The sequence below is a fragment of the Streptomyces antnestii genome (assembly GCF_004005495.1).
In the GTDB taxonomy this organism is placed as follows: Bacteria; Actinomycetota; Actinomycetes; order Streptomycetales; family Streptomycetaceae; genus Streptomyces; species Streptomyces antnestii.
This window is the reverse complement of record NZ_RZYA01000009.1, coordinates 28,715-54,267: the sequence shown is the minus strand read 5'-3', so window position 1 is coordinate 54,267 and position 25,553 is coordinate 28,715. Positions and strand designations below refer to the sequence as shown.

Annotated in this window: 24 protein-coding genes; 12 read left to right on the top strand and 12 right to left on the bottom strand. The window is 72.3% G+C overall.

Features of this window, described 5'->3' with window-relative positions; translation table 11 throughout:
* Positions 1-5: 5 nt before the first annotated feature.
* Entirely contained in the window at positions 6-662 is a 657-nt protein-coding gene (locus EOT10_RS20080; RefSeq protein WP_127829626.1) for a class F sortase, read from the bottom strand.
* A 334-nt stretch (positions 663-996) separates the two neighbouring features.
* Here EOT10_RS20080 and EOT10_RS20075 point away from each other — a divergent pair, with 334 nt between their 5' ends.
* Positions 997-1,491 (top strand): hypothetical protein, encoded by a 495-nt coding sequence (locus tag EOT10_RS20075; RefSeq protein WP_127829625.1) that lies wholly within the window; start codon positions 997-999, stop codon positions 1,489-1,491.
* Positions 1,492-1,601: 110 nt separating this feature from the next.
* On the opposite strand, the gene EOT10_RS20070 is transcribed toward EOT10_RS20075, so the two are convergent.
* Both EOT10_RS20070 and EOT10_RS20065 read right to left on the bottom strand, forming a co-directional pair.
* Positions 1,602-2,129, bottom strand: coding sequence for a hypothetical protein (locus EOT10_RS20070; protein WP_127829624.1), 528 nt, complete (start codon positions 2,127-2,129; stop codon positions 1,602-1,604).
* Between the two features lie 139 nt (positions 2,130-2,268).
* A complete protein-coding gene (locus tag EOT10_RS20065; protein WP_127829623.1) occupies positions 2,269-2,523 on the bottom strand; it encodes a hypothetical protein in 255 nt (84 codons plus the stop codon).
* Positions 2,524-2,587: 64 nt separating this feature from the next.
* Between EOT10_RS20065 and EOT10_RS20060 the strand changes: the two genes are divergently transcribed.
* Entirely contained in the window at positions 2,588-2,800 is a 213-nt protein-coding gene (locus tag EOT10_RS20060) for a helix-hairpin-helix domain-containing protein (RefSeq protein ID WP_127829622.1), read from the top strand.
* Positions 2,801-3,025: 225 nt separating this feature from the next.
* On the opposite strand, the gene EOT10_RS20055 is transcribed toward EOT10_RS20060, so the two are convergent.
* Positions 3,026-3,787, bottom strand: coding sequence for a bestrophin-like domain (locus tag EOT10_RS20055; protein ID WP_189491835.1), 762 nt, complete (start codon positions 3,785-3,787; stop codon positions 3,026-3,028).
* Positions 3,788-4,592: 805 nt separating this feature from the next.
* Between EOT10_RS20055 and EOT10_RS20045 the strand changes: the two genes are divergently transcribed.
* From EOT10_RS20045 to EOT10_RS20035, 3 genes are all read left to right on the top strand, one after another.
* The gene (locus EOT10_RS20045) at positions 4,593-5,588 is read left to right on the top strand and encodes an SCO0930 family lipoprotein (RefSeq protein WP_127829620.1); all 996 of its coding nucleotides are present in this window, start codon (positions 4,593-4,595) and stop codon (positions 5,586-5,588) included.
* A gap of 257 nt (positions 5,589-5,845) precedes the next feature.
* Positions 5,846-6,658, top strand: coding sequence for an SAM-dependent methyltransferase (locus EOT10_RS20040; RefSeq protein WP_127829619.1), 813 nt, complete (start codon positions 5,846-5,848; stop codon positions 6,656-6,658).
* A complete protein-coding gene (locus tag EOT10_RS20035; RefSeq protein WP_127829618.1) occupies positions 6,655-8,808 on the top strand; it encodes a putative bifunctional diguanylate cyclase/phosphodiesterase in 2,154 nt (717 codons plus the stop codon). The genes EOT10_RS20040 and EOT10_RS20035 overlap by 4 nt, the downstream gene beginning before the upstream one ends.
* 242 nt (positions 8,809-9,050) lie before the next feature.
* Here the strand turns inward: EOT10_RS20035 and EOT10_RS20030 are convergent, their stop codons facing one another.
* Positions 9,051-9,929 (bottom strand): LysR family transcriptional regulator, encoded by an 879-nt coding sequence (locus EOT10_RS20030; protein WP_127829617.1) that lies wholly within the window; start codon positions 9,927-9,929, stop codon positions 9,051-9,053.
* A gap of 131 nt (positions 9,930-10,060) precedes the next feature.
* On the opposite strand from EOT10_RS20030, the gene EOT10_RS20025 reads away from it, so the two are divergent.
* From EOT10_RS20025 to EOT10_RS20005, 5 genes are all read left to right on the top strand, one after another.
* The gene (locus EOT10_RS20025; protein WP_127829819.1) at positions 10,061-10,732 is read left to right on the top strand and encodes a succinate dehydrogenase; all 672 of its coding nucleotides are present in this window, start codon (positions 10,061-10,063) and stop codon (positions 10,730-10,732) included.
* Positions 10,733-10,734: 2 nt separating this feature from the next.
* The gene (locus tag EOT10_RS20020; RefSeq protein ID WP_127829616.1) at positions 10,735-12,684 is read left to right on the top strand and encodes a fumarate reductase/succinate dehydrogenase flavoprotein subunit; all 1,950 of its coding nucleotides are present in this window, start codon (positions 10,735-10,737) and stop codon (positions 12,682-12,684) included.
* Positions 12,681-13,430, top strand: coding sequence for a succinate dehydrogenase/fumarate reductase iron-sulfur subunit (locus tag EOT10_RS20015; protein ID WP_127829615.1), 750 nt, complete (start codon positions 12,681-12,683; stop codon positions 13,428-13,430). Before EOT10_RS20020 ends, EOT10_RS20015 begins: the two co-directional genes overlap by 4 nt.
* Before the next feature lie 288 nt (positions 13,431-13,718).
* Positions 13,719-14,489: a GNAT family N-acetyltransferase gene (locus tag EOT10_RS20010; protein WP_127829614.1), complete on the top strand. Its 771-nt coding sequence runs from the start codon at positions 13,719-13,721 to the stop codon at positions 14,487-14,489.
* The gene (locus EOT10_RS20005; protein WP_127829613.1) at positions 14,486-15,340 is read left to right on the top strand and encodes a lysophospholipid acyltransferase family protein; all 855 of its coding nucleotides are present in this window, start codon (positions 14,486-14,488) and stop codon (positions 15,338-15,340) included. Before EOT10_RS20010 ends, EOT10_RS20005 begins: the two co-directional genes overlap by 4 nt.
* A gap of 37 nt (positions 15,341-15,377) precedes the next feature.
* On the opposite strand, the gene EOT10_RS20000 is transcribed toward EOT10_RS20005, so the two are convergent.
* Both EOT10_RS20000 and EOT10_RS19995 read right to left on the bottom strand, forming a co-directional pair.
* Complete coding sequence (locus EOT10_RS20000) at positions 15,378-17,732, bottom strand: ATP-binding cassette domain-containing protein (RefSeq protein WP_127829612.1); 2,355 nt, start codon at positions 17,730-17,732, stop codon at positions 15,378-15,380.
* A gap of 61 nt (positions 17,733-17,793) precedes the next feature.
* On the bottom strand, positions 17,794-18,804 hold the full coding sequence (locus tag EOT10_RS19995) for an LLM class flavin-dependent oxidoreductase (protein WP_127829611.1): 1,011 nt from the start codon (positions 18,802-18,804) through the stop codon (positions 17,794-17,796).
* Positions 18,805-18,898: 94 nt separating this feature from the next.
* Here EOT10_RS19995 and EOT10_RS19990 point away from each other — a divergent pair, with 94 nt between their 5' ends.
* The gene (locus tag EOT10_RS19990) at positions 18,899-19,387 is read left to right on the top strand and encodes a phosphatase domain-containing protein (protein WP_127829610.1); all 489 of its coding nucleotides are present in this window, start codon (positions 18,899-18,901) and stop codon (positions 19,385-19,387) included.
* Positions 19,388-19,406: 19 nt separating this feature from the next.
* Here the strand turns inward: EOT10_RS19990 and EOT10_RS19985 are convergent, their stop codons facing one another.
* Positions 19,407-19,625, bottom strand: a complete 219-nt coding sequence (locus EOT10_RS19985) for a dodecin (protein WP_127829609.1) — start codon at positions 19,623-19,625, stop codon at positions 19,407-19,409.
* A 244-nt stretch (positions 19,626-19,869) separates the two neighbouring features.
* Between EOT10_RS19985 and EOT10_RS19980 the strand changes: the two genes are divergently transcribed.
* Positions 19,870-21,171: an extracellular solute-binding protein gene (locus EOT10_RS19980; protein ID WP_127829818.1), complete on the top strand. Its 1,302-nt coding sequence runs from the start codon at positions 19,870-19,872 to the stop codon at positions 21,169-21,171.
* 6 nt (positions 21,172-21,177) lie between these two features.
* Here the strand turns inward: EOT10_RS19980 and egtD are convergent, their stop codons facing one another.
* Genes egtD through egtA form a run of 4 tightly spaced genes read right to left on the bottom strand, consistent with a single transcriptional unit; the run spans position 21,178 to position 25,521 of the window.
* Positions 21,178-22,140 carry an L-histidine N(alpha)-methyltransferase gene (egtD, locus tag EOT10_RS19975; RefSeq protein ID WP_127829608.1) on the bottom strand — a complete coding sequence of 321 codons (963 nt, stop codon included), beginning with the start codon at positions 22,138-22,140 and terminating at the stop codon, positions 21,178-21,180.
* Positions 22,137-22,892 (bottom strand): ergothioneine biosynthesis protein EgtC, encoded by a 756-nt coding sequence (egtC, locus tag EOT10_RS19970; protein ID WP_127829607.1) that lies wholly within the window; start codon positions 22,890-22,892, stop codon positions 22,137-22,139. Before egtC ends, egtD begins: the two co-directional genes overlap by 4 nt.
* Positions 22,892-24,229, bottom strand: coding sequence for an ergothioneine biosynthesis protein EgtB (gene egtB / locus EOT10_RS19965; RefSeq protein ID WP_127829606.1), 1,338 nt, complete (start codon positions 24,227-24,229; stop codon positions 22,892-22,894). The genes egtC and egtB overlap by 1 nt, the downstream gene beginning before the upstream one ends.
* Positions 24,226-25,521, bottom strand: a complete 1,296-nt coding sequence (gene egtA, locus EOT10_RS19960) for an ergothioneine biosynthesis glutamate--cysteine ligase EgtA (protein ID WP_127829605.1) — start codon at positions 25,519-25,521, stop codon at positions 24,226-24,228. Before egtA ends, egtB begins: the two co-directional genes overlap by 4 nt.
* Positions 25,522-25,553 lie beyond the last annotated feature (32 nt).

The window sequence follows — 25,553 nt, the reverse complement described above, 5'->3', positions numbered from 1 at the left end:
CCGGGTCAGTGCACCTCGACCAGGCGGGCGAAGACGACGACATTGCCGTCGTAGCCGTTCTGCTGGGAGAAACCGCCGCCACAGGTGATCACCCGGAGTTCGGGCGCACCGGTGCTGCCGTAGACGCGGTTCCCCGGGAAATTCGCCTTCTCGAAGACCTCGATGCCGTAGATCTCGAACACGGCGGTCTTCTGGTCCTTGCGCAGGACCTTCACGCGATTTCCCTTCTTGAGCGCACCCAGGCCGTAGAAGACCGCCGGTCCCTGCTTGTTGTCGACATGGCCGACGACGACAGCCGTGCCCTTCTCGCCCGGCGTCACCGCGCCCGTGAACCAGCCCGCGAGATTGGGGTCCTCGGGAGGCGGGGCGTCCACCCAGCCGTCCGGGTCGACCCCCACGGGTGTGACCGGGGCGTCCACCTGGATCGCCGGGATCTGCACCCGGTCCGGCACGGAGAACGGCAGCGGCGCGGGCGCGCCGGGCCGCGCGGGGGCGTGGGCGTCCGCCGCGGCCGCCGAAGCGGGCTGCGGGGGGCCGATGTCGAATTCCCCCGATCCATTACGGATCAGCGCGAGACCGGTGAGCAGAACCAGCGCTATCACGCCCCACGGCGCCCGCTTCCTCTGCTGACCCTCCTCGTCGGCCGGCTGGGACGAAGACATGCGTTCACCCCTCTCGACGCGGTGGCGAGACCACGTCACTTGCACTTACGAAAACGCTAAGCGCGGCGCACGCGCGGGGCGACAGAGCAGGCGCGAACGGGTGGTGGCCAGAGGCGCGGTGCGCCATCCGAGTCCGGTCCGCCGATTAAATTTCTGACAGTCCGTGACCTGCGGCAATATCGGCCCGTGCGGAATTCGACCGGCGTGTCGTCTCACCGGTACGGCCGATTCCCGAAATGCGGCTCTGTGCACGGCATCTGAGGGTCTGTCTGGGAGGTGCTCTCGCCGACCGACCCGGGGAAGACTCCCCGGGCGCCTCCCGCGGAGGATCACAATGCGTACCACCCGTGCCCTGGCGGTCTCGGCAGTCGCGGTCGCCGCAGTGGGGCTCGCCGCCCCGGCCGCATCCGCCTGGACCGACCCCAGCAACATCGTCGCCGTGCCGAGCGTCATCGTGCCGGGCGGGAAGCTCACCGTGACGGTCGACGGCACGTCGTGCCAGAATCCCCGAAGCTCCGTCTCCTCACCGGCGTTCCCGACGACGCCCCTCAGCCGTACGAGCGGCAACACGTCGAGTGCGACCCCGACCGTCAACCGCAACGCCGAGCCCGGTGCGTACGACATCACGGTCCACTGCGGTGAGGGCAGGACGCTCACCAGGCCGAACGCCTTCACCGTCATCCGCGGCGGTGTCCGCGGCGGTCTCGGCGGCAGCACGACCACGGGGGCCACCCGGGCCGACATGGTCATCGGCGGCGGCCTGGTGGCGGCCGCGGTCGTCGGGGGCGGTGTGTTCTGGATGCGGCGCCGGGCGGAGAGCAAGGCCTGACGCTCACCCTTCGGAACGGCTCGCACGTGAACGGCCCCTCGCCCCCGGTTCTCCCCGCTGGTTCTCCCCGCGCGGGAGCCGGGGCGAAGGTCCGTGCGGCGCCGGGCGGTTCAGGCGTCGTGGTCGCCCGAGCGGCGCCGCTGCCAGGAGTACGCGGAGCCGAGCGCGCCCGCGACCAGCGCCGCGCCGAGGCCGATCTTCTGCAGGTCGAAGCCTCCGGCGGTGCCGCCCACACCGGCGTGCACCCCGCGCTGCGCGGGAGTCAGGGGGCGCTCCGGCTCGCGGGTCGGGGTGTCGGGGCGGCCGGCCGCGATGGTCAGGTCGACGTTCTTCGTCGGGCCGTGCTTGCAGGCGAACGTCACCGAGTACACCGCGGACCGCTTGGCGTCCCGGTCGACCGTCGCCGTGGCCGAGCCGGAGTCCCTGCGGATCACGGTGGTGTCGAAGACCCCGGAGGACACGGTCGTGTCGCCGTGGCAGCCGCTCGCGTGGAGGGTGACCTGCCCGCCGGCGGCGACGGTCGAGGGCGAGACGCTCACCTCGAAATGCCGGGAGTCCCCGGCGAAGGCGGCGGGGGCGGTGAGGGTCAGCGCGGTGAGGCCGAGCACGGCGGCGGAAGCGGCGCGTATCGCGTGCATGGTCAGTCCTCCGGGTCCCGAGGGGCAACTGCGGACCTGTTCCGCCGTGTCGGGAATGCACCTCGATGCCGGAAACGCTAGGTACCGCGCCGGACGGCCGCGATCCGTGTAGCGCGAACGGGGCAATCGTGTGGGCCGGTCAGGGGACCGGGTGGTGCGGCGACGGCTCCCCGGGCTCCGCCGGGTGCCACACGTGCGGGCCCGCGCCCCGCCACTCGACCAGATGGGGGTCGTCGAGCGTCATGTCGGCCTCCCCGAGCCCGGCCGCACGCAGCAGCCGGATGAGGTCCTGATCGCTGTGCGCGAGCCCGACGGCCCGTCCCCGCACGGTGACGTGCCGCCCGCCCTCGGGCGCGAGAGGGTGTACGACGATAGGGGTGTGCCAGGCAGTCATGGCACCAGAGTGCGCCGCGGGCGCGCGCGTCGCAGCCCGCGCCCGCCGGGAGAGGCAGGCAGTGATGACGGACGGCACCGCACCCACCGGGTTTCCGCGCGGCATCGGCGCGCCGGCGACACGCGCCCTGAACGCGGCCGGATACACGCATCTCGCCCAGCTCTCGGGCGTGCCCGTGGACGAACTGAAGGCGCTGCACGGCATGGGGCCCAAGGCGCTGCGGGTCCTGGGCGAGGCACTGGCCGAGAGGGGGCTCGCGCTGGGAGGGCCGAGCTGATCCGGGGGCCAAGCTGACGCGCCGGTCGAGGTGACCGCCGCCGAGCGGACCCGAGGGCCGAGGTGACCCACTGGACGAGGTGACCCGAGGGCCGAGCCGACCCGCCGGTCGAGCTGATCCGCCGGTCGAGTCACCCCCCGGTCCGAGCCGACCTGCCGGTCGAGCCCCCCCCGGGCGAGTTGACCCGCGGGCCGGCGTGGCCCGCGGGTCCTGTGCGGGGCGGTCTCACCCGGCGTGCGGGAACAGCATGCGGAACGGTTCCACGGTGGCCGCGACCCCCCGGCTGTAGGGCGCGTCCAGGTCCCACACCAGGAAGAGCAGGAACGCGATCAGCGCCGAGAACAGCCCGGCGAGGACCAGTTCGCGTGCCGTCCGCCGGATCTGCAGGGCGAAGACCATGCCGATCGTGACGAGCGCTCCGGTGATCAGGCCGAACCAGACCACGCCCGGCATGGTGGCGCCGGTGGAGTCGGCGCGCGCGTTGCGGGCGTCGTCCGCCGCGGTGACCTGGTCGACGAGCGGCTGGTAGGCCTGCGCCTCGAAGTCGGTCTTCGGCTGGTAGTCCGTCACGTCGTGGCGCACCCGGTCGAAAAGCCGGGTGCCCTCGGCGGTGAGATGGCCCTTGGTCTTCATCGTGTGCCACTCGGTGGTGACGACATGGCTGACATAGGTGTCGACATCCGCGCGGATCCGGTTCCGGACCTCCGTGGGATAGACGCGGACGCGTTCATGGACCTCGTGCAGGGCCTGCGCCTCGTTGCGGACGTGGTCCTGGGCGGCGCTGCGGCCCTCCCAGACCCCGGCGATGGCCAGACCGAGGACGATCGCGTACACCACGCCGATCATCATCGTCATGTACTCGATGACGTCCGGGGTCTCGCTCGGGTCGTCGTCGTCACCGATCCGGCGCTGCTGCAGGACGGTCACGACGAGGACGACCGCGCAGGCGGCCACCATCGCGAGGGTGAGAACAAGCCATTCCGACATCGGGACCTCCGGCGGTCAGCGCGGGCGCAGGGCGGCGACGGCGAGCACCGCGGGCGCGGTGATGAGCAGGGTGAGCGAGACGAGGGAAGGGCCGCCGCGGGGCGGCGCCTTGCGCGGCGCGGGACGGTACACGGGGTAACTCACCGGCTTCGGCGAGGGTTTGGGCCGCACGGTCGGCTTCGGCTTCGGTGGCGGCGGAGGCTTCACGGGCGGCGGAGGCGGAGGCGGGGGCGGAGGCGGCGGAGGGGGTGGGGGAGGAGGCGGTGGTGGAGGTGGCGGGGGTTTGGGGGCCGGGGGCGGCGCGGGCGCGGGTTTCTTCGGCGGAGGCTTCGTGGGTCCCGCACGGCACACCACGCCGTCACCCGAGACGGCGATCGCGTCACCCCCGCCGCCGTCACCGATCGAGGCGTACGCGCAGTTGTCGGCCGGGGCGAGGGCGGCCGCCGTGGCACCGGCCGCGGGCGCACCCGCGAGCCAGGCAAGCGCGAGCACCGCCACCACCCGTGTGGCCAGGGTCGACCTGGCCCCTCTGGATCCGTACACGCCGGAGATCATGGGCAGCGCCGGATGCCGCCACGCCCGGGCCGCCGCGGATTGGTCCGAACGTGGGGACCTGGGGGGCGCCAAGTTTGACCGGGGGCCCCGGAGCGCACGCGCGACCCGCGCCGATGCTGCCCCGCGCCCCCTCCCCGGACGAATATTCCGGCCACGCGTTGAACACATCCGCCGTCACCGCCCGTACCCAGGGCCAAGCGCGGACTCTCCCGGGATCGCGCAACAACCCATCGAGCAGCGGGAGTTGGCAATGGACACCTGGCGGAGCGCCTCACTCGTGGCGACAGCCGCGGCCCTGCTGGCGCTGACGACGGCGTGCGGTCAGGACCAGGGCGACCAGTCGCCGGCCGGCCAGAACGTGGGCAACGCCGCCCCGGCGCAAGGCGGTTACGGCAGCGGGGACGCGTACGGCGGCGGTGACGGCTACGGATCAGGGGACGCGAAGGGCGCGGGGGCGGCCGGGGCAACCGGGGCGGCCGGGGCGACCGGGGGCGTCGGGGTGAAGCCCGCCGGGCAGTTGGCCGCCTGGGACAGCGCGAAACTTGGCCAGGTGGTCACCGACAGCGCGGGCCTCACGATGTACCGCTTCGACAAGGACACCGCCCGGCCGCCCAGGTCGAACTGTGACGACGCGTGCCTCAAGGCCTGGCCCGCCGTGCCCGCCGACGGCGCCAAGGCCGCTCCGGGCGTCGCCCCGTCGCTGCTCGGCGAGGTCACCGCGGCCGACGGCACCCGGCAGCTGACCATCGACGGCCGGCCCATGTACCGGTACGCCATGGACACGAAGCCGGGCGACGCCAAGGGGCAGGGTGTGGGCGGCGTCTGGCACGCCGCCGCGCCCGACGGCGGAAAGGCGAGCCCCGCGGCCGCGCGTCCGGCCGGACGCGCGGGCCTCTCCACGCGCAGGGATCCGGAACTCGGCGAGATCGTCGTCGACCGCAACGGCATGACCGTCTACCGATTCCTCAAGGACTCGGCCTGGCCCATCAAGTCGAACTGCGCCGGAGCCTGCGCGGATAAGTGGCCGGCCGTCGCGCCCGTCACCAGGAACGACACGAAGGGCATCCTCAAGAAGGGTTTCATGACGTACGTCCGCCCCGACGGCGGCAAGCAGCAGACGATCAACTGCTGGCCGCTCTACACGTTCTCCGGCGACAAGAGGCCGGGTGACGTCAATGGGCAGGGCGTGGGCGGGACTTGGTACGCCGCCTCACCCGACGGAAAACCCCTGGGGGCGCCGAAGTAGGCGTACGGCGTAGAGTCGGTAAGGATTTGGCGAAAGGCCGGTTCGTTTCCCTCCATGGATGTCGCGGAGCGGAACGGACCGGTTCTTTTCCGTTGCGACAGAGAGGCTTTCGGGGTGATTTCGGATCATTGCCATTCGGCACTTGCCGGAGGCAGTGACCGAGAACGGACGGTCAATTTCCGTTTTGACTCGCTCCATTGGCGGTCGATCAGTAGCCTCAGCTCGAACACCGGCACGCCTACGCCTTGGAGACATTGATGGAGCGACCCGCCTGGGCCCCTCAGGGCATCGACATCTCGGTGCCGAGCGTGTCCCGGATCTACGACTACTACCTCGGCGGTTCGCACAACTTCGAGGTGGACCGGGAAGCGGCGCGCAAGGCGATGGAGTTCATGCCGGGACTCCCGAAGATCATGCAGGCGAATCGTGCCTTCATGCGCCGGGCGGTGCGCTACGCCGTCCAGGAGGGCGTGACTCAGTTCCTCGACATCGGCTCCGGCATTCCCACCTTCGGAAACGTTCACGAAGTGGCGCAGGCGGCCGACTCCGAAGCGCGCGTCGTCTACGTCGACCACGACCCGGTCGCCGTCGCGCACAGCCGAGCGGTCCTGGAGGGCGACGACCGTACGGCCGTCCTCGCCGCCGACCTGCGCAAGCCCCGGGAGATCCTGGCGCACCCCGAGGTCGGCGGCCTCCTCGACCTGGACCGGCCGGTGGCCCTGCTCCTCGTCGCCGTCCTGCACTTCGTCGAGGACGCGGACGACCCGCGGCGCGCCGTCGCCGAACTGCGCGACGCGCTCGCGCCCGGCAGCCTCCTGATCGTCACGCACGCCGCGTACGAGGGCATCCCGCTGCCCGCCGAGCGCGCCGCCGGAACCGTCGACGTGTACAAGAACATCCGCCAGCCGCTGATCATGCGCTCGCGCGACGAGATCGCGCGGTTCTTCGAGGGGTACGAGATGGCCGAACCCGGACTCGTGCCGATGGCCGACTGGCGCCCGGAGAACGCGCCCGCGGACGAGGACCCGTACGCCTTTTCCGGCTACGCCGGCGTCGGGCGCAAGGCGTGAACGGCGAGCCGGACAGCCCCGAGGACCGGCTGCGCAGATTCGCCACCATCTGGAGCCGGGCGATCTTCCCGGTGACGGCGACCTCCCTGACCCGGGCCGAGTTCGAGAAGGAACTCCTGCCGCTCGCCCGCCGGTTGCGGGACGCGCTCGGCGAACGCGCCTTGGACGCGCCCGCGGCCCAGTCGGTCGGCGCCGCGCTGATCGGCGTGCACTGCACCGACCCCGAGGCACTCAGCCGCACCCTCGACGTGGTCGACGCGTACCTCGTCCTGTACTGCCGTGACGACGAGGACCGGCGCGAGGAGGAGCTGCGGGCCCGCTGCGCCCGCCTCCAGCACGCTGTCGCGGCCGGCTTCGCCCGCGCCCTGCGCGAGCGCACCCTCGCCGAACAGGAGGCCATCTCGAGGGCCGCCCTGAGCGCGCGCAGCGCGGTCGCCGAGGCCCTGCACGCCAGCGAGGCGCGCTTCCGCGCGGTGTTCCACGGCGCGGCCATCGGCATCGGCATAGCCGACCTTGAGGGCACGGTCCTGGAGGCCAACGACGCGCTGGTGCGCATGTTCGGCGGCGCCGAGAACCTGGTGCGCGGCCGCAACGTCGTCGAGTGGACCCACCCCGACGACGCCCCGCACGTGTGGCGCCTCTACGAGGAACTGGTGCGCGGCGAACGCGAGCACTACCGCGTGGAGAAGGCGTTCTGCCGCCCCGACGGCACCGCCCTGTGGACCAACCTCACCGTCTCCCTGCTGCGCGACGCCGAGGGTGCGCCGCAGTACCAGCTCGCGCTGATGGAGGACACCACCGAGCGCCGCCTGCTGAATCTGCGCCTGCGCTACGAGGCCACCCACGACGCCCTCACCGGGCTCCCCAACAGGACCCTGTTCTTCGAGCGCCTGGAGAAGGCGCTGGCCGCCGGCGACGGCATGCGCTTCGGCCTGTGCTACCTGGACCTCGACGGCTTCAAGACCATCAACGACAGCCTCGGCCACGCGGCGGGCGACCGCCTCCTCGTCGAGGTCGCCGACCGTCTCCAGGCCTGCGCCACCGCCGCCGGCGAGATGGTGGCGAGGCTCGGCGGCGACGAGTTCGTCGCCCTGACCACCGGCCGCGACACGGCGGCGGAGGTCGACGACCTGGCCGGGCGCATCATGCACGCGCTCGCCGCCCCCATTCGGATCGACGGCCGTGAGCTGACCGTGCGCGGCTCCATCGGCATCGTGGAGGGTCCCGCGGCGGGCGAGCGCAGTCCCGCCGAGGTCCTGCGCAGCGCCGACATCACCATGTACCGGGCCAAGTCCGCCGGCGGCAACCGCTTCGAGCTCGCCGACCCCGAGGCCGACGCGCGCGCCATCACGCGCCACGGCCTCACGACCGCGCTGCCCGCGGCCCTGGAGCGCGGCGAGTTCTTCATCGAGTACCAGCCGCTCGTGCACCTCGGCGACGGCAGTGTGCGCGGCGCGGAGGCGCTCGTACGGTGGCTGCACCCGCAGCACGGGGTGCTCGGGCCCGACCAGTTCATCCCGCTCGCCGAAGACACTGGCCTCATCGTCCCGCTCGGACGCTGGGTCCTGGAGGAGTCCGTGCGCCAGGCCCGTACGTGGCAGGCGCGCACTCCCGACGGCGCGGACGCGGGACCGCTGCGGGTCAACGTGAACCTGTCCCCGTGCCAGCTCACGCACCCCGGGCTCGTCTCCGACACGGTCGACATCCTGGAACGCCTCGGGCTCGCACCGGGCGCCCTGTGCCTGGAGGTCACCGAGTCCGCGCTGATCGGCGCGGACGACGATCTGCTGAAGCCGCTGCGGCGGCTCGCCGAGATGGGCGTGGACATCGCGCTCGACGACTTCGGCACGGGCTACTCGAACCTGGCGAACCTGCGGCGGCTCCCGGTGAGCGTCCTCAAGCTGGACCGCTCCTTCACGCAGGGCATGCAGCGGTTTCCGGCGGACCCGGTGGACCTCAAGATCGTCGAGGGCATCGTCGCGCTGGCGCACAGCCTGGACCTGGCGGTCACCGTGGAGGGCGTGGAAACGGGAGCGCAGGCGGAGCAACTCCGTGACCTGGGCTGCGATACGGCTCAGGGCTGGTACTACGCACGTCCCGGCCCGCCGGACCGTCTGCACGAGCTGGCACTGGCGGACGCGACGGGTTGATCGCCGGGTGCGGCTTGTTTGTGGCTGGTCGCGCAGTTCCCCGCGCCCCTGAAATGCAGGCACTGCGTGCCGCATTTCCCCGATGAAGGCGAGCGGCGAAGCCGCTCGCCTTCAGGGGCGCGGGGCTGTGTCCATCAGCGGCTCCGCCGCGGGGCGCGCCCATCCCCCACCGGCCCGCAGCCACCCCCCATAAGGGGCGCGGGGAACTGCGCAAAAGAAACCCCGGCCCCCCACACCCCCGGTCACCGCAAAAGCATCCGCTGAAGCTCCCGCGCAGCCCGCGGCGGAGCCACATCCGACCGATGCGCCAGCGCAATCGTCCGGGACAGCCCGGGACGGGCAAGTGGCGTGACCCGAAGGTCACCCCCCGCGCGCCGGGCGACCATGTCAGGCACCACGGCCACCCCGAGCCCCGCCCGCACAAAGCCAAGCACCGCGTCCATCTCGCCCCCCTCCACCGCGAAGTCCGGCTCGAAGCCTTCCGCCCGGCACGCGGCCACCGTCAGCTCCCGCAGGTCGTACCCGTGCCGGAACATGACCATCCGCTCGCCCTCCAGGTCAGCGATGCGCACGGTCCGCCCCCGCCCGGGGCGCCGCGCGTCCGGCGACGAGACCACCACCAGGTCCTCCCGCAGCAGCTCGACCGTGGTCAGCGCGGGCGCCGGCGCCGGCAGCGGCAGCACCACGAGCGCCAGGTCGAGCGCTCCGCGCGCCAGCTCCCGTACGAGGTCGTGGGAGCCGCCCTCCTCGATCATCAGGCGGATGCCCGGATACCGGTCGTGGAAGGCGCGCAGCACGTCCGGCAGCAGGCCCGTGCACAGCGACGGCGTGGCGCCGAGCCGCACCCGCCCGCTCCTGAGATGTGCCAGCTCCTGCACCTCCTGCCGCGCCGTGTCCGCGTCCGCGAGGATCCGCCGGGCGAGCGGCAGCAGCGCTTCGCCCGCGTCGGTGAGGGTGATGTTCCCGCGGGCGCGCAGGAAGAGATCCGCGCCCAGCTCCCGCTCCAGGGAGCGGATCTGCTGGGACAGCGACGGCTGGGCGACGTGGACGAGTTCGGCGGCCCGGGTGAAGTGCCGGGTCTCGGCGACGGCCACGAAGTACTGGAGCTGCTGGAACTGCATGACCCCCAGGGTAATCGGTCGATAGCCTGAGCCTATGGAAATGAGCCGGACCATGTCTTGGACCGATCGGGCCTTGCCGCTCTAGCGTGCGAGACATGGCTCTGGCAACAAGGACGGACCGACGGCCGTCCATGACGCGTACGCTCTGGGACTCGTCCGTCGGCAAGAAGACGGTGATGGCCGTCAGCGGCCTGATCATGCTGCTCTACCTGGTCGTCCACATGATCGGCAACCTGAAGATCTTCTTCGGCGCCGGCGAGTTCAACCACTACGCGCACTGGCTGCGCACCGTCGGCGAGCCGTTCATGCACTACGAGTGGACGCTCTGGCTCGTCCGGATCGTCCTCGTGGCCGCCGTCGTCGCGCACGCCACGTCGGCGTATCAGCTGAGCCGGCGCGACATCAAGGCGCGGCCGGCCAAGTACGTGCACAAGAAGGCGCGTTCGAGCTACGCCACGCGCACCATGCGCTGGGGCGGGATCATCCTCGCGCTGTTCATCGTGTGGCACCTCCTCGACCTGACGACCGGCACCGCGCACCCCGGCGGCTTCCAGCCGGGCCACCCGTACCAGAACGTGATCGACACCTTCTCCACCTGGTACGGCGACGTCGTCTACATCGTCGCCATGCTCGCGCTCGGCCTGCACATCCGGCACGGATTCTGGAGCGCCGCCCAGACCCTCGGCGTGGGCAACGCGACCCGCGACCGCGTCCTGAAGACCGTTGCCAACGTTCTCGCGCTGCTGCTCACGGCCGGCTTCATCGCCGTACCCGTGGGCGTGATGACCGGAGTGGTGAGCTGACCATGACTTCCTACGCCGCGTACACGACCGGAGAGCCGGTCGCCGACACCAAGGCCCCCGAAGGCCCCGTCAACGAGCGCTGGGACAAGCGGCGCTTCGAGGCGAAGCTCGTCAATCCGGCCAACCGCCGCAAGCACACCGTCATCGTGGTCGGCACCGGCCTCGCCGGCGGCTCCGCAGGCGCGACGCTCGCCGAACAGGGCTACCACGTCGTCCAGTTCTGCTACCAGGACTCCCCGCGCCGCGCCCACTCGATCGCCGCGCAGGGCGGCATCAACGCCGCGAAGAACTACCGCAACGACGGCGACTCGGTCCACCGCCTCTTCTACGACACGGTCAAGGGCGGCGACTTCCGCGCCCGCGAGTCGAACGTGCACCGCCTCGCCCAGATCTCCGTCGAGATCATCGACCAGTGCGTCGCCCAGGGCGTGCCCTTCGCCCGCGAGTACGGCGGCCTGCTCGACACCCGCTCCTTCGGCGGCGTCCAGGTGTCCAGGACCTTCTACGCCCGCGGCCAGACTGGGCAGCAGCTCCTGCTCGGCGCGTACCAGGCCCTGTCCCGGCAGATCGCCGCCGGCAATATCGAGATGCACGCCCGCACCGAGATGCTCGACCTGGTCGTCGTCGACGGCAAGGCCCGCGGCATCGTCGCCCGCGACCTGATCACCGGCAAGATCGACACGTACTTCGCCGACGCCGTCGTCCTCGCGTCGGGCGGCTACGGCAACGTCTTCTACCTGTCGACGAACGCCATGAACAGCAACGCCACGGCGGTCTGGCGGGCGCACCGGCGCGGCGCCTACTTCGCCAATCCGTGCTTCACCCAGATCCACCCCACCTGCATCCCGCGCACCGGCGACCACCAGTCGAAGCTGACGCTGATGAGCGAGTCGCTGCGCAACGACGGCCGGATCTGGGTCCCGAAGGCCAAGGGGGACACCCGTCCGGCGGGCGAGATCCCCGAGGACGAGCGCGACTACTACCTGGAGCGCATCTACCCCTCCTTCGGCAACCTCGTGCCCCGCGACATCGCCTCGCGCGCCGCGAAGAACGTGTGCGACGAGGGCAGGGGAGTGGGCCCCGGCGGCCAGGGCGTCTACCTCGACTTCGCCGACGCCATCCGCCGCATGGGCCGCAAGGCCGTCGAGGAGAAGTACGGCAACCTCTTCGACATGTACGCGCGGATCACCGCGGAGAACCCGTACGAGACCCCCATGCGGATCTACCCAGCCGTGCACTACACGATGGGCGGCCTGTGGGTCGACTACGACCTCTCCACCACGATCCCGGGCCTGTTCGCGATCGGTGAGGCCAACTTCTCCGACCACGGCGCCAACCGCCTCGGCGCGAGCGCGCTCATGCAGGGCCTCGCGGACGGCTACTTCGTCCTGCCGTCGACCATCAACGACTACCTGGCCCGCAACCCGCACCACGACGAGGTATCGGCTGAACACCCCGCCGTACGCGAGGTCCTCGCCGAGACCGACGACCGTCTCGCCCGGCTCCTCGCCGTCGACGGCGACCGCACCCCCGACTCCTTCCACCGCGAACTCGGCGAACTCATGTGGGAGTTCTGCGGCATGGCCCGCACCGAGGAGGGCCTGCGCAAGGCCCTCGACCGGATCCCGCAGATCCGCGACGAGTTCTGGCGTCGCATCAAGGTGCCCGGCACCGGCGAGGAGTTCAACCAGTCGCTGGAGAAGGCCAACCGCATCGTCGACTACATCGAGCTCGCCGAGCTCATGTGCCTCGACGCCCTGCACCGCGCCGAGTCCTGCGGCGGCCACTTCCGCGAGGAGTCGCAGACCCCGGACGGTGAAGCGGCGCGCGTCGACGAGGAGTTCTCGTACGCCGCCGCCTGGGAGTTCACGGCCACGGGCGAGGCTCCCACCCTCCACAAGGAAGACCTCGTCTTCGAGTACGTCCACCCCACCCAGCGGAGCTACGCATGAAGCTCACCCTGCGCGTCTGGCGCCAGAAGAACGCCGACGCCGAAGGCGCCATGTCCACCTACGACGTGGACGGAATCTCGCAGGACATGTCGTTCCTGGAGATGCTCGACACGCTCAACGAGGAGCTCATCCTCAAGGGCGACGACCCGGTCGCGTTCGACCACGACTGCCGCGAGGGCATCTGCGGCGCCTGCTCGCTCGTGATCAACGGCGACGCGCACGGCCCCGAGCGCACCACGACCTGCCAGCTCCACATGCGGTCCTTCAACGACGGCGACACGATCGACATCGAGCCGTGGCGCGCCTCCGCGTTCCCGGTGGTCAAGGACCTCGTCGTCGACCGCACCGCGTTCGACCGCATCATCCAGGCCGGCGGCTACATCAGCGCCCCCACGGGTGCCGCGCCCGAGGCCCACTCCACGCCCGTACCCAAGCCCGACGCGGACTTCGCGTTCGAGCATGCCGAGTGCATCGGCTGCGGAGCGTGCGTGGCGGCCTGCCCGAACGGCTCGGCGATGCTGTTCACCTCGGCGAAGGTCAACCACCTCAACGTCCTCCCGCAAGGCGCGCCCGAGCGCGAGACCCGCGTCCTCGACATGGTCGGGCAGATGGACGCGGAGGGCTTCGGCGGCTGCACCCTGACCGGCGAGTGCGCCACCGCCTGCCCGAAGGGCATCCCGCTGCCGTCCATCGCCGCCATGAACAAGGAGTGGCTGCGGGCGACCCGGAAGGTGAAGAGGGCCTGACACCTTAAGGCAGGCACAGGAAAGACGTCCCGCGGCACAGCGCGGGCGGGCGGGACCGGGAGTGGTGCTCAATCCCCCGGTCCCGTCAGGATTTCCGGCCCCGGAACCACTCCGGGGCACCACCTGGGCGCGCCCCGGGTTCCTGGCATTCAACATCCGCACATCCGGGATCCCGCTGACGGCCACGCGCACGCCAGCGGACGGCGGAAGAACGTAACCGCAAGGGCCGCGAACCCCAGCGGCCCTGTCCGCCGACGTGCCGAACAGGCCCTGCCCCGGGAGAGAGCCATGACCGCTTCCACCCTCGCCCCCGCCCCGCCGCCCGCGACGGGCACCCGCTACACCGTGACCATCGCCCGCGACGAGGCCGACGTCCGGGCCGCGCAGCGGCTGCGCCACGACGTCTTCGCCGGCGAGATGGGCGCCCACCTCAGCACCCCCGAACCCGGCCTCGACATCGACTCCTTCGACGCCTACTGCGACCACCTGCTCGTCCGCGACACCACCACGGGACAGGTCGTCGGCACCTACCGGCTGCTGCCGCCCGAGCGCGCCGCGGTCGCGGGACGGCTCTACTCGGAGGGCGAGTTCGACCTCGGCCCCCTCGCCGCGATACGTCCCGGCCTCGTCGAGGTCGGCCGCTCCTGCGTCCACCCCGACCACCGCGACGGCGCCGTCATCGGCCTGATCTGGGCGGGCATCGCCCGCTACATGGAGCGCGGCGGCCACGAGTGGCTGGCCGGCTGCTGCTCCCTGCCGCTCGCCGACGGCGGGCAGCTCGCCGCCGGAACCTGGGACCGGGTACGGGACAAGTACCTCGCGCCCGAGGAGTACCGCGTACGACCCCGGCTCCCCTGGTCCGCCGAGGGCGTCGAGCGCCAGGGACGCACCGAACTGCCGGCACTCCTTCGCGGCTATCTGCGGCTCGGCGCCATGGTGTGCGGAGAGCCGGCCCACGACCCGGACTTCGGCGTCGCCGACCTGTACGTGCTGCTGTCCATGCGCCGCGTCGACCCGCGCTACCTGCGTCACTTCCTCTCGCTCGCCCCGTCGTGGTGAGCGCCTGGCTGCCCACCGGGCCCTGCACCCCGCAGGGGTGCGCCCGCGCCGGGACAGCCGTGGCGGGCGCCCCGCGCGCCGCGCTCCGGCTCCTGGCACTCGTCCTCGTCACCGCCCTCGGAGTCGTCCTGTCACCGGTGGTGGGACGCTGCCCGCCCCGGGTGCGCGACGCCCTGGTGGCACGCTGGTGCCGGGCCGTGGTGCGGTCGGTGGGGGTACGGGTACGGATCACCGGAGCCGCCGTACCGGACGGGGGAGTCCTGGTCGTGGCGAACCACATCTCGTGGCTCGACATCCCGCTGACCGCCGCCGCCCGCCCGGCCCGCATGCTCGCCAAGCGCGAGGTGGGCACCTGGCCCGTCGCCGGGCCGCTCGCCGCGCGCGGCGGCACCCTCTTCATCGAGCGCGACCGGCTGCGGGCCCTGCCGGACACCGTCGCGCGGATCGCCGACGCCCTGCGCTCCGGCGCGGCCGTCGTCGCGTTCCCGGAGGGCAGTACGTGGTGCGGGCGCGCCCAAGGCCCGTTCCGCCGGGCCGTGTTCCAGGCCGCCCTGGACGCCGGCGTGCCCGTCCAGCCGCTACGGATCTCCTATCGGAGCGGCGGGGGAGCGTTCAGCGCCGCGCCCGCGTTCGTCGGCGACGACGTGCTGCTCGCGTCCCTGTGGCGGGTCGCCACGGCGCGCGGTCTCGTCGCCGAGATGGAGGTCCTTCCGGCGATCGCGCCGGGCGATCACCCTCACCGCAAGAGCCTCGCGGACGCGGTGGAGGCGACCATCGGCCACGGCGTGGAACCGCGCACGCGGCACACACTGCGGGCGTCACCCAGAGCCGATGTGCGGGCGGCCGGGTAGGGGGCGCGACTGCCTCCCCTCCCCGGTCTGCCCGGTGTCATCCGGCCAGCGCCCGCGCCAGATAGGGCGCCGTACGGCTGTCGCCCGACCGCGCCACCTCGGCCGGCGGGCCCGCGGCGACGATGTGCCCGCCCGCGTCGCCCCCGCCGGGCCCCAGGTCGATCACCCAGTCCGCGCCCGCCACGACCGCCATGTCGTGCTCGACCACGACGACGGAGCTGCCCGCGTCGACGAGCCCGTGCAGTTGGCGCATCAGGACCTCGGTGTCGGCCGGGTGCAGACCCGTCGTCGGCTCGTCGAGGAGATACAGCGTGTGGCCCCGGCGCAGCCGCTGCAACTCGCTGGCCAGCTTGATGCGTTGGGCCTCGCCGCCGGACAGCTCGGTCGCGGGCTGGCCCAGGCGCAGATAGCCGAGCCCCACGTCCAGGAGGGTGCGCAGACTGCGGATGACCGCCGGCGCGTCGTCGCCCGCCTCCTCGAAGAACGCTGCGGCGCCCTCCACCGTCAGGTCGAGCACCTCGGCGATGTTCCGTCCCCGGTAGGCGACTTGGAGCGTCTCGGGGTTGTAGCGCGCGCCGCCGCAGTCCGGGCAGGGCGCGTACGTGCTGGGCAGGAAGAGCAGCTCGACGCTGACGAACCCCTCGCCCTGGCAGGTCTCGCAGCGGCCGCCCGCCACGTTGAACGAGAACCGCCCCACGCCGTACTTACGGGCCTTCGCCTCGTCGGTCGCCGCGAACACCTTCCGTACGACGTCGAAGAGACCCGTGTACGTGGCGAGGTTGGAGCGCGGGGTGCGCCCGATCGGCTTCTGGTCGACGACCACCAGGCGCCCCACGCCTTCCAGTTCCTCCGTGATCGAGCCGATCAGGGTGGACTTCCCGGACCCGGAGACACCCGTGACGGCGGTGAACGCGCCGAGCGGAACGTCCGCCGACACGTCCCGCAGATTGTGCCGGGTCACCGGGCCGACCTTCAGCCACCCGCGCGGCTCCCGCACCGTGCGCTCAGGTGCGGGCTCGCGGCCGAACAGGAACCGGGCGGTCGCCGACTCCGCGACGGACGCCAGGTCCGCGACGGGACCGCTGTGCAGCACGTGGCCGCCGTGCTCGCCCGCGAGCGGCCCCACGTCGACGAGCCAGTCCGCCCGGCGCATGACGTCGAGATGGTGCTCGACCACGAACACCGAGTTGCCGGACGCCTTGAGCCGGTCCAGGACCGTGAGCAGCGACTCAGTGTCGGCCGGGTGCAGGCCCGCCGACGGCTCGTCGAGCACGTAGACCACGCCGAACAGGCCCGAGCGCAACTGCGTTGCCAGCCGCAGGCGTTGGAGCTCTCCGGCGGAGAGCGTGGGGGTGGCGCGGTCCAGGCCGAGGTAGCCGAGGCCGAGCTCGGTGACGGTGGCGATCCGGGCCAGCAGATCGGCCGTGAGAACCCGCGCGGTCTCCGACGCGTCGTCCGGCACGTCGAGGATCCTCGCGAGGTCCGTGAGCGGCAGATGCGCCAGCTCCGCGATCGTCCGGCCCGCGAACGTCACGGCCAGCGACTCGGCCCGCAGCCGCGCCCCGCCGCACACCGCACAGGGCGCGCTGTCGAGGAACCGCTCGGCCTTCGTGCGCAGCGTCTGGCTCTTGGAGTCCGCGAACGTCTTCAGCACATAGCGGTTCGCGCTCATGTACGTGCCCTGGTAAGGGCGTTGGATGCGCCCGGCGTCCCGTACGGGGTGGACCGTGACGACCGGCTGCTCGTCCGTGAACAGGATCCAGTCCCGCTCGCCCTGCGGCAGCTCGCGCCAGGGCCGGTCGACGTCGTACCCGAGCGCGTCCAGCACGTCGCGCAGGTTCTTGCCCTGCCACGCACCCGGCCACGCGGCGATCGCCCCCTCGCGGATCGACAGCGACGGATCGGGTACGAGGAGCGCCTCCGTCGTGCGGTGCACCAGACCGAGCCCGTGACACTCGGGGCACGCCCCCGCCGCGGTGTTCGGCGAGAAGGCGTCGGAGTCGAGCCGCTCCGCGCCCGGCGGGTAGTCGCCCGCCCGCGAGAACAGCATGCGCAGCGAGTTGGAGAGCGTGGTCACGGTGCCGACGGAGGAACGGGACGTGGGCGACGATCGGCGCTGCTGGAGCGACACGGCCGGCGGAAGCCCGGTGATCTCGCCGACCTTGGGCGCACCGACCTGGTGGATGAGGCGACGCGCGTACGGGGCCACGGACTCGAAGTAGCGGCGCTGGGCCTCGGCGTAGATCGTCCCGAACGCCAGCGAGGACTTCCCGGAGCCGGAGACCCCGGTGAAGACGGCGATCACGTCACGCGGGATGTCCACGTCCACGCCCCGCAGATTGTGCTCGCGGGCACCCCGGACGCGGACGAACGGGTCGTGGGGGTCGTCCATGGGGCGGGCTCCGTACGGCGGCTCGGGTGCGGTGATCCAGGGAATGGCAAACCCCACGATTCTAGGCGGCGCCGAGACCCGCTACCCGGGCGAGCCCGCGGAACGAGTCGAGCAGCCCCTCCCGGTCGTACGTACTGGTCGTGACCAGCATCTCCTGTGCGCCGCTCTCCTTGATCAGCGTCTCCAGCTCCTCCGCGACCTCGTCCTCGGTGCCCGCGATGTGGCCGCGCAGCCCGGACTCGTAGAAGTCCCGCTCCTTCGCGGTCATCGCCAGCGCCTCCACCCGCTCGGCGGGCGGCAGCGGCGGGAACGTGCCGTGGGTGCGGGAGTACGCCATCGACCAGGCCTCGGAGACCAGCAGGCGGCGGGCCGCCTCCGGTGTCCCGGCGACGGCGACCGTGCCCGAGACGACGACGTACGGTTCGGCCGCCCACGCCGACGGGCGGAACGCCGCGCGGTACTGGTCGATGCCGCGCAGCATCTTCTCGCGGTTCCTGAGGTCGCCGATCACCATCGGGAGTCCGGCCTCGGCGGCGATCGTCGCGCCCTCGCCGAGGGCGAGCACGAACGGCGGGACGCTCAGGCCGTCCGAGGGGCGGGCCCGCACCCCGGTCGCGGACGTGCCGCGGAAGAACGCGAGGAGCTCCGCCAGCTGACCGGCGAAGTCCCCGGCGTCGTCCTTGTCCCGGCCGAGTGCCTTGCGCACCCCGCCCGTGAATCCCACCGAGCGGCCGAGCCCCATGTCGATCCGGCCGGGGAACAGGGACTCCAGGACCCCGAACTGTTCGGCCACGACGAGGGGTTGGTGGTTGGGCAGCATCACGCCGCCGGTGCCGACCCGGATCGTGCGGGTGGCGGCGGCGACCGCCGCGGCGAGCACGGTCGGCGCCGAACCCGCGACCCCCGGCACCCCGTGGTGTTCCGACACCCACAGGCGGTGGTAGCCGAGCGCTTCGAGTTCCCGCGCCAGGCGCACGGTGTCGCGCAGCGCCCCGGGCCCGTCGTGCCCCTCACGGGTGCGCGAACGGTCGAGGACGGAGAACCGGGTCGAAGCGATCACTGAGCTGCTCACACACCGTTCAACGTCTGTGCCGCGCCAGGATTCCCCGCTCAGTGCCCTTCGGGATTCCCCGCCCTCTGCCCTTGGGGATCCCTACCCTTGACGGGTGACCGACAACAACAGACCCCTGGCCGTGTTCGACCTCGACAACACCCTCGCGGACACGGCCCACCGGCAGCGCTTCCTGGAGCGCTCCCCCCGGGACTGGGCGGGCTTCTTCGCCGCCGCCCCCGACGACCCGCCGCTCGCCCGGGGCGTGGCCCTGGTGCTTGAGAGCGCGCTCGAGTGCGAGGTCGTCTACCTCACGGGCCGCCCCGAGCGGTGCCGCGCCGACACGGTGGCGTGGCTGGCCGCGCAGGGGCTGCCCGACGGGCGCGTGTGGATGCGCCGCAACGACGACCGCAGGCCCGCGCGCAGCACCAAGCTGGAGACGCTGCGCACGCTCTCGCGCGGCCGGGACGTGCGGATGCTGGTCGACGACGACGAGCTCGTGTGCGACGAGGCCGAACGGGCGGGTTTCTCCGTCGTCCGCGCCCGGTGGGCGAGCGAGTCCGAGGCGCTGAAGGACGCCCAGGAACGGGAGGGCCGCACCTGAGCGGGCCCGGCAGGCCTGCTCAGGAGGCCTCGTCCTCCAGGCGGAAGCCGACCTTCAGGCTGACCTGGTAGTGCGCGATCTGTCCGTTCTCGATGTGGCCGCGCACCTGGCCGACCTCGAACCAGTCCAGACCGCGAAGCGTCTGCGAGGCGCGGGCGATGCCGTTGCGGATGGCCTGGTCGACTCCGTCGGGGGAGGTGCCGACGATCTCTGTGACCCGGTACGTGTGGTGGGACATGAAGGCCTCCTCGGCCCGTGCGGTGGACGTCTGTGAAGGACGTCCCTCCACGGTGCCTCAGGTCGCCCGGGACCGCGAGCGAGAGGATGCGGAAGTTCGGCTTACTCGCAGATACCCGTTGACCACCCCTTGACCGCTCCATTGGTCCATACCAAAATCCCAGCCACACCCGTGCGCGAGCACCGCGCTCTCCCCCACCGTCGGGCCGCCCCTCCCTGTCCGCAGGCAGAAAGTGACCCACGTGATGCTCCGCCGCACCGCCGCGACCCTCGTCTCCCTCGGCCTCGTGTCCGCCGCCCTCCTCACCGGCTGCGGCTACCTTCCGGGCGGAGGCGACGAACAGCGCACCGTCACCGTCTGGCTGATGAAGGACAGCGCGTCGGACGCGTTCCTGCGCCGGTTCACGAAGAGCTTCGAGGACGAGAACCCAGGCCTGCGCCTGGACATCCGCATCCAGGAGTGGACCGGCATCGGCGCGAAGGTGAGCGCGGCCCTCACCCGGAAGCCGGGTGCCCGGGCAAAGGGCGACGCTGCGGACGGCCCCGCCCCCGACGTCATCGAGGTCGGCAACACGCAGGTCCCCCAGTACGTCGACGAGGGCGGCCTGCTCGACCTCAGCCTCGAGTCCGCGCGCGACCTCGGCATGGACGACTGGCTGCCCGGACTCGCCGACCCCGGCATGTTCCACTCCCGCCAGTACGGCATCCCCTGGTACGCGGCCAACCGGGTGGTGATCTACAACAAGGACCTCTTCGCGAAGGCCGGCATCAAGCGGACGCCCCGCACCCGCGCCGAGTGGATCGACGACACCCGGCGCCTCAACACCGGCGGTGACCAGGGCATCTACCTGGCCGGCCAGGACTGGTACACGCTCGCCGGGTTCATCTGGGACGAGGGCGGCGACCTCGCCAAGGAGACCGGCGGCATCTGGGAGGGCAGCCTGCACACGCCCGCTGCGCTGCGCGGCATGGCGTTCTACCGGCAGCTCCAGGCGCTCGGCCGGGGGCCCAGGAACGCCGACGAGGAACACCCGCCACAGTCCGGCGAGTTCGCGAAGGGCGACGTCGCCCAGATCGTCGCCGTACCCGGCACCGCCCAGGCCGTGGAAGAGAAGAACCCCGGACTCAGGGGGAAGCTGGGCTACTTCCCCGTCCCGGGCCGGACCGCCGCGAAGCCGGGCTCCGTCTTCACCGGAGGCTCCGACCTCGTGGTGCCCGAGAACACCGACGACCGCGACGGTGCCGTCGCGGTCGTCAAGGCCCTGGCCGGCGCCAAGTGGCAGAAGGACCTGGCCAGGACCATGAACTACGTGCCCAACAAGACGACCCTGAGCGGCGCCGTCGCCGCCGGGCCGGGCGTGGCCGCGATGGCGGCGGGCGCCGCGCGGGGCCGGGCCACCCCCGTCTCCCCGCTGTGGGCGAGGGTCGAGGCCGACAACCCGATCAAGGCGTACATGTCGAAGGTGCTCGACGGGGCCGACCCGGCCACGGAGGCCAGGGCGGCATCCCGCCGGATCACCGAGGAGCTCGACGCGAGCGGGCCGTGACCGCCGTCAGTCCACGCGGCTGAGGGACAGCGCGAAGCGGCCCTGCGCGTCCGTCCACCAGTGCGTCATCCGCAGCCCCGCGCCCGCCAGTTCGGCCCGCACCCCCTCCTCGCGGAACTTCGCCGAGATCTCCGTCCGCAGCTCCTCCCCGGCTTCGAACTCGACCGCCAGGTCGAGGGCGGGGATCTTGACGGTCTGGGCGGCCGTGGCGCGCAGCCGCATCTCGATCCACTCGTGGTGCGCGTCCCACAGGGCGACGTGCTCGAACGCGTCCGGGTCGAAGTCGGCGCCCAGCTCGCGGTTGACGACACTCAGCACGTTCTTGTCGAACGCGGCCGTCACGCCCGCCGCGTCGTCGTACGCCGCGACCAGGACCGACTCGTCCTTCACCAGGTCCGTGCCGAGCAGCAACATGTCGCCCGGCCGCAGCAGTTCGCGTACGGAGGCCAGGAACGTGGCGCGCTCGGCGGGCAGAAGGTTGCCGATGGTGCCGCCGAGGAACGCGGCCAGGCGCGGCCCGGGGGAGTCCGGCAGGGTGAGCCCGAGCGTGAAGTCGGCGATCAGGGCGTGGATCCTCAGCCCCGGCCGCTCCGCGCCGAGCGCTTCCGCGGCGCCCCGCAGCGCGCTCTCACTGACGTCCACGGGGATGTACGTCTCCAGGTCCGGCAGGTCGTCGAGCAGATGGCGGGTCTTGTCCGACGAACCGGAACCCAGCTCCACGAGGGTGCGGGCGCCGGTGGCTTCGGCGATCTCCCGGGACCGGGACAGCAGGATCTCCCGCTCGGCGCGCGTCGGGTAGTACTCTGGCAGGGCCGTGATCTCGTCGAACAGCTCGCTGCCGCGCGCGTCGTAGAACCACTTGGGCGGCAGCGTCTTGGGCGCGGAGGTGAGCCCGTGCAGGACGTCGGCGCGCAGTGCGGCGCCGGTGGCGTCCTCGGGCAGGGTGCGGGTCAGCTGGTACGGGCTCACGCGTTGTGCTCCTTGAGCGGGGTCAGCAGGACGTCGGTGCGGCTCGCGGCGAGCAGGGTGCGGTCGGGCACCTCGCGCCAGTGCGGATCGTCGTCGTAGGGCTCGGAGGCGACGACGGTGCGGCGGCCGGGTCCGGCGAGATACCAGAGGGTGTCGCCCCAGGCCGTCGCGGCGATCGTCTCGCCGTTGGTGAGAAGGAAGTTGAGGCGCGACCCGGGGGCGGCCTCGGCGACCTCGCGGGCCGTGTCGGCGAGGGCCTGTCCCTCGTCGTCGCCCGCGCGCAGCCGGTTGAGGATCAGCGCCCAGGCGAACGCCGAGTCGCAGCGGGCCTCCATGGACAGCAGGTCGGCGGGCGGCAGCGACGAGGTGAGCGGGGCCAGCGAGCCGGGCCATCCGGTCACCATGCCGTTGTGGCTGAACAGCCAGGGGCCCGAGGCGAACGGCGCCGCCGCCGCCTCTCCGTCCGCGCCGCCGAGCGTGGCGTCCCGGACCGCGGCGAGCGCGCACCCGGAGCGCACTACCCGGGCGAGGTCGGCGAAGGACTGGTCGCCCCAGACGGGCCCGGCCCTGCGGTAACGCGCGGGAACCGGGTCACCCTCCGCGTACCAGCCCACGCCGAACCCGTCGGCGTTCACCGTCCCGTGCTGCTGGCGGCGCGGCTCCCACGACTGGCGCAGCAGGCTGTGCGGCGGCGCCACGAGCACGTCGCCGAGCGGCGCCGGCGGGCCGAGGAAGGCCAGGTGCCGGCACATCAGGCGTCCTCCTCGTCGCGCGCGGTGCGGAACCCGGCGAAGATCTGACGGCGCACCGGATAGTCCCAGTTGCGGAACGTGCCCCGGCACACCACCGCGTCCACGGCGAACGAGCCACCGCGCAGCACCTTGTGGTCCGGGCCGAAGAACACCTCCGAGTACTCGCGGTACGGGAAGGCCGCGAACCCCGGGTACGGCAGGAAGTCGCTGGACGTCCACTCCCACACGTCGCCGATCAACTGCCGTACGCCGAGCGGGGATTCACCGGCCGGGTAGCTGCCCGCCGGGGCCGGGCGGAGGTGGCGCTGGCCGAGGTTGGCGCGCTCGGGCGTCGGGTCCGCGTCGCCCCACGGATAGCGCATCGACCGCCCGGACGCCGGATCGAAGCGGGCCGCCTTCTCCCACTCGGCCTCGCTCGGCAGGCGCCGGCCGGCCCAGCGAGCGTACGCGTCCGCCTCGTACCAGCTGACGTGCACGACGGGCTCGTCCGGCGGGACCGGCTCGGTCACCCCGAAGTGCCGCCGCAGCCACTGGCCGCCCTCGCGGCGCCAGAACAGCGGCGAGTCCAGGCCGCCGTCCCGCACCATCGCCCAGCCCGCCGGCGTCCACCAGCGGGAGTTCTCGTAGCCGCCGTCCGCCATGAAGCGCAGGTACGCGCCGTTCGTCACCGGTGTGGTGTCGATGTGGAAGGGCGGGACCAGGCGCGGATGGGCGGGCCGCTCGTTGTCGAGCGCCCACGGTTCGGCGGACGTCCCCATCGTGAACGGGCCGCCGGGCACGAGGACTTCGGACGGTCCGTGGAAGGCCACGGAGACCTGCGGGCCGGGATCCGGAGCGGTGAGCGCGGGCGCGCCTGTCCGGAGCTGATGCGTGATCAGCATCGTCTCGTCGTGCTGCTGTTCGTGCTGGGCGATCATCCCGAAGGCGAACCCCGCCTCGGTGAGGCGCGTGCCGTGGAAGGGCGTGCTGTCCAGGACGTCGAGCGCCCGGCCCCGCACCTCGGCCGCGTACTCGCGCGCCTCGTCCGGGGCGAGCAGCGGCAGCTTGGGGCGCTCGGACCGAGGGTGCTCGAACGCGTCGTACAGCGGGTCGATCTCCGGGCGCATCGCCTCCCGGCCCGCGACAGCGCGCAGGAGCCACTGTTCCTCCTGGTTGCCGATGTGCGCGAGGTCCCAGACCAGCGGGGACATCAACGGCGAGTGCTGCGCGGTGAGTTCAGGACCCTCGACGCAGCTCGTGAGGAGCGTCGTGCGGTCCCGCGCGGCGAGCAGCGCGGTCCGTGCGCGCTCCCGCAGCGCTTCGGGATCCAGGGTGGTGTCTTCGCTCTGTGCGGTCATGAGGTGACGGTCCTCCCGGGGACGGGTGCCTCGATGTGGTCGAGCACGTCGTCGGCGGGGCACCGGCCCCGTACGACATAGCGGTTCATGAAGTCCGTTACGGCGGTCAGGACTCTGGGTGACGCGCCGAGCCGGGGCAGCGCTTCGAGCGCCGCTCTGAAACAGGTGACGGCGGCCTCGGCGAGTTCGGGGTCCGACGGGCCGAGCGCGGCGGCGTCACGCCACAGCGGATTGTGCGGCGCGGGCATCGGGCCCGCCCGTTCGGCCAGCGGTTTCACGGCCCGGTACGCGGTCTCCGCGGCCTCCGGATCGTCGAACAGCGCGGTCGTCACGGCGAGCGGCACGAGCCACCCGTCGTCGCCCGGCTGGGCGTCGATCATGCGCAGTTCGAGATGGCCGCGCGGGCGCACCGGGGGGAACAGGGTGGTCAGGTGGTACTCGACGTCACCGCGGGTGGCGGGCCGGGGGCCGCCGTCCCGCAGCCACGTCCGCAGGGACAGGCCGTCCGGGACGTCCCATGGCCCGCTGTCCCGGCGGACACACATCACCGGGGCGTCGAGGACGTGCCGGGTCCAGGCGCCGCGCGGCTCCGCGTCCAGGGGCGGCGCCCCCGACCTGCCGGGGTCGATCTCCTCCCACACCGCCTGCCGAGTGGAGCGCTGGCCGGTCGGACGCCCGTACAGCATGGGCGAGTTGGCGAAGGCGGAGACGAGGACGGCGCCCAGCAGATGCGAGAGCCGCCAGCGTCTGCCGTGGCCCAGCGGTCCCGGCTCCTCGTACCCGGAGTCGAGACAGACCTGTATGGACGCGGACGAGCACATCATGGCGCGGCCCGCGGGCCCGGCCCGGTCGAGCCAGGTCTCCATGGCGTCGTAGCGCGGTTCGTGGAGCAGCCGCCGCGACGGGCGCCAGGGGTCGGTGCCGAGGCCCGTCAGCGCGAGGCCGCGGGTGGCGAGTTCGGTGCGGACCGCCGTCAGATCGGCCGAGACGGCCGAGACGCAGTCCATGAGCGAGGTGGCGGGCCGGGAGCTCAGCTCCAGCTGGCCGCCGGGCTCGACCGTGAGGGCCGAGCTGAGGGGCAGGGCGCCCAGCGCGGCGTAGGCCGCGTCGAGGCGTTCGGGCGGTAGGGGGAGCCGCGGCCTGCGCGGCTCGTGGACGAGCCATTCCAGTTCGACACCCACGGTGCGGGGCGGTCCGGTCTTGAAGCAGATCCCGTGGACCAGCGCCTCGACCTCGGCCTCGGTGACCAGGGCTGCCGCCGGACCGGGCTCCGTACAGTCTCCCTCGGGCATGTTCAGGATCCTCCTGATCTGTACGCCTTCAT

Bases quoted from the DNA above. Each gene is read 5' to 3' on its own strand.
- EOT10_RS20075 (WP_127829625.1), top strand. From the start codon at position 997: ATGCGTACCACCCGTGCCCTGGCGGTCTCGGCAGTCGCGGTCGCCGCA.
- EOT10_RS20010 (WP_127829614.1), top strand. From the start codon at position 13,719: ATGACCGCTTCCACCCTCGCCCCCGCCCCGCCGCCCGCGACGGGCACC.
- EOT10_RS20020 (WP_127829616.1), top strand. From the start codon at position 10,735: ATGACTTCCTACGCCGCGTACACGACCGGAGAGCCGGTCGCCGACACC.
- EOT10_RS20045 (WP_127829620.1), top strand. From the start codon at position 4,593: ATGGACACCTGGCGGAGCGCCTCACTCGTGGCGACAGCCGCGGCCCTG.
- EOT10_RS20070 (WP_127829624.1), bottom strand. From the start codon at position 2,129: ATGCACGCGATACGCGCCGCTTCCGCCGCCGTGCTCGGCCTCACCGCG.
- egtB (WP_127829606.1), bottom strand. From the start codon at position 24,229: ATGACCGCACAGAGCGAAGACACCACCCTGGATCCCGAAGCGCTGCGG.
- EOT10_RS20040 (WP_127829619.1), top strand. From the start codon at position 5,846: ATGGAGCGACCCGCCTGGGCCCCTCAGGGCATCGACATCTCGGTGCCG.
- EOT10_RS19985 (WP_127829609.1), bottom strand. From the start codon at position 19,625: ATGTCCCACCACACGTACCGGGTCACAGAGATCGTCGGCACCTCCCCC.
- EOT10_RS20060 (WP_127829622.1), top strand. From the start codon at position 2,588: ATGACGGACGGCACCGCACCCACCGGGTTTCCGCGCGGCATCGGCGCG.
- EOT10_RS20055 (WP_189491835.1), bottom strand. From the start codon at position 3,787: ATGTCGGAATGGCTTGTTCTCACCCTCGCGATGGTGGCCGCCTGCGCG.
- egtC (WP_127829607.1), bottom strand. From the start codon at position 22,892: ATGTGCCGGCACCTGGCCTTCCTCGGCCCGCCGGCGCCGCTCGGCGAC.
- EOT10_RS20065 (WP_127829623.1), bottom strand. From the start codon at position 2,523: ATGACTGCCTGGCACACCCCTATCGTCGTACACCCTCTCGCGCCCGAG.
- EOT10_RS20025 (WP_127829819.1), top strand. From the start codon at position 10,061: ATGACGCGTACGCTCTGGGACTCGTCCGTCGGCAAGAAGACGGTGATG.
- EOT10_RS19980 (WP_127829818.1), top strand. From the start codon at position 19,870: ATGCTCCGCCGCACCGCCGCGACCCTCGTCTCCCTCGGCCTCGTGTCC.
- EOT10_RS20080 (WP_127829626.1), bottom strand. From the start codon at position 662: ATGTCTTCGTCCCAGCCGGCCGACGAGGAGGGTCAGCAGAGGAAGCGG.
- EOT10_RS20000 (WP_127829612.1), bottom strand. From the start codon at position 17,732: ATGGACGACCCCCACGACCCGTTCGTCCGCGTCCGGGGTGCCCGCGAG.
- egtA (WP_127829605.1), bottom strand. From the start codon at position 25,521: ATGCCCGAGGGAGACTGTACGGAGCCCGGTCCGGCGGCAGCCCTGGTC.
- EOT10_RS20030 (WP_127829617.1), bottom strand. From the start codon at position 9,929: ATGCAGTTCCAGCAGCTCCAGTACTTCGTGGCCGTCGCCGAGACCCGG.
- EOT10_RS20015 (WP_127829615.1), top strand. From the start codon at position 12,681: ATGAAGCTCACCCTGCGCGTCTGGCGCCAGAAGAACGCCGACGCCGAA.